An 873-nucleotide genomic window follows, 5' to 3' on the forward strand; every position below is an offset into this window, starting at 1 on the left:
TAGTTCGGGCGGACCTCCGCGACCATGCGGACCGCACGCTCACGAAGCTCGGGAGGGTAGGGGGACGGACGGGTCATGACTCGATCCTCTCAGGGAATCGAGCCTCCATCAGACCCGGAACGGTTCAGAGTCCTGATCCCTCGTTCCGTCGGCGCTTGTTGAAACCCGGTCGACGGCACTCGCTGAGGACATAGACCACCGGGCGGCCCCGGTCGTCCAGGTATGCCCCCGCGCTCTGCCGGCCGACTTCGGCGGTGAGACGGTCCAGGGCCCGGATGCCGCCGTCCTGTCTGCGCAGGATCTCCGTGGCCTTGTTCACCCCCTCCTCGGCAGCCAGCGAGGTCAACGCGGCGTGCTCGACGCTCGGCGAGTGGCAGGCACCTCGTCCGCGGCCACCGAGGGGGCGGGCACGGCCGGTACGGCGCATCCGGCCAGAGCCGCGGCGGCCGTGCAGAGGGCACGGGAGGTGTGTCGTCGTTTCATGAAGGCCCCTTAGCGGTGGAAGCGTGCGCTTCCGGCGAGGGCCGGAGGTGGGGCTGAGGACGAGCCGGGGCCGGAGGGGTGTGGGACGCCCGTTCCCCACGAGCGGGCGCCCCACGGCTGCGGTCGGTGCGTGCCGGCCGGGTCAGTAGCCGTTGGGGCCGAGGACGTTGACGAACAGCGGGTTGCGGTGCGTGCCGCCGAGGGTGACGCTCTGGTAGACGACCTTGCCGTAATAGGCGCTCGCGTTGATCACCCGGTTGTTGCCGATGTAGATGCCGGTGTGGTCGAGGTCGCCGCCGTAGCGGATGCCGTCACGCTTGTTCGTGTCCCAGAAGACGAGGTCCCCGGGGCGCGGGGTGTTGGTCTTCCGGCCCTGGTTGATCTGGCCCT

Annotated in this window: 2 protein-coding genes; both read right to left on the reverse strand. The window is 69.9% G+C overall.

What is annotated here, in order from left to right; genetic code table 11:
• Window positions 1–124: 124 nt before the first annotated feature.
• Window positions 125–346: a hypothetical protein gene (locus RM572_RS28585; protein WP_311676279.1), complete on the reverse strand. Its 222-nt coding sequence runs from the start codon at window positions 344–346 to the stop codon at window positions 125–127.
• Window positions 347–625: 279 nt separating this feature from the next.
• A partial coding sequence (locus tag RM572_RS28590) for an NlpC/P60 family protein (RefSeq protein WP_311676280.1) occupies window positions 626–873 on the reverse strand: 248 nt, incomplete at its 5' end.

The sequence above is a fragment of the Streptomyces hazeniae genome, from assembly GCF_031845485.1.
GTDB lineage: Bacteria > Actinomycetota > Actinomycetes > Streptomycetales > Streptomycetaceae > Streptomyces > Streptomyces hazeniae.